This is a genomic window from Pseudomonas sp. GW822-FHT07A10, from assembly GCF_058798795.1.
On the sequence record NZ_JBXAKV010000035.1, the window covers coordinates 1 to 1129 of the forward strand.

2 tRNA genes and 2 rRNA genes are annotated in these 1129 nt (G+C 51.4%); all 4 read right to left on the reverse strand.

The features are described 5' to 3' along the window. Positions 1–112: ribosomal RNA gene (locus AC1RL4_RS29195) — 23S ribosomal RNA — on the reverse strand; the annotation flags it as partial. Positions 113–358: 246 nt separating this feature from the next. Continuing rightward, a tRNA-Ala gene (locus AC1RL4_RS29200) sits at positions 359–434 on the reverse strand. A 29-nt stretch (positions 435–463) separates the two neighbouring features. After that, a tRNA-Ile gene (locus tag AC1RL4_RS29205) sits at positions 464–540 on the reverse strand. An 82-nt stretch (positions 541–622) separates the two neighbouring features. Next, positions 623–1129: ribosomal RNA gene (locus tag AC1RL4_RS29210) — 16S ribosomal RNA — on the reverse strand; the annotation flags it as partial.

Here is a 1129-nt window from a genome sequence, read left to right on the forward strand (position 1 = left end):
ATCTCCGGATCAAAGTCTGTTTGCCGACTCCCCGAAGCTTTTCGCAGGCTACCACGTCTTTCATCGCCTCTGACTGCCAAGGCATCCACCGTATGCGCTTCTTCACTTGACCATATAACCCCAAGCAATCTGGTTATACTGTGAAGACGACATTCGCCGAAAATTCGCATGCTCAATTAAGAGCAACTCACAAATTTTACCTTAGCCTGATCCGTTACCAGTGAAAGTAACGTTCAGTCTATCTTTCTATCACATACCCAAATTTTTAAAGAACGATCTAGCCAAAGACTAGAAATCAACATTCACCATCATCACGATGGAATGCTCATTTCTAAGCTTTCAACAACAGAAGCAGTAGTGGTGGAGCCAAACGGGATCGAACCGTTGACCTCCTGCGTGCAAGGCAGGCGCTCTCCCAGCTGAGCTATGGCCCCGTATTTCTACAGGTATTCCCACACAAAATTGGTGGGTCTGGGCAGATTCGAACTGCCGACCTCACCCTTATCAGGGGTGCGCTCTAACCAACTGAGCTACAGACCCAATTTCGGGCTGCTTCGTATCGTCTTCTTCAATGAATCAAGCAATTCGTGTGGGAACTTATGGAGCAGCTGATGTCGTCGATTAAGGAGGTGATCCAGCCGCAGGTTCCCCTACGGCTACCTTGTTACGACTTCACCCCAGTCATGAATCACACCGTGGTAACCGTCCCCCCGAAGGTTAGACTAGCTACTTCTGGTGCAACCCACTCCCATGGTGTGACGGGCGGTGTGTACAAGGCCCGGGAACGTATTCACCGCGACATTCTGATTCGCGATTACTAGCGATTCCGACTTCACGCAGTCGAGTTGCAGACTGCGATCCGGACTACGATCGGTTTTGTGGGATTAGCTCCACCTCGCGGCTTGGCAACCCTCTGTACCGACCATTGTAGCACGTGTGTAGCCCAGGCCGTAAGGGCCATGATGACTTGACGTCATCCCCACCTTCCTCCGGTTTGTCACCGGCAGTCTCCTTAGAGTGCCCACCATTACGTGCTGGTAACTAAGGACAAGGGTTGCGCTCGTTACGGGACTTAACCCAACATCTCACGACACGAGCTGACGACAGCCATGCAGCACCTGTCTCAATG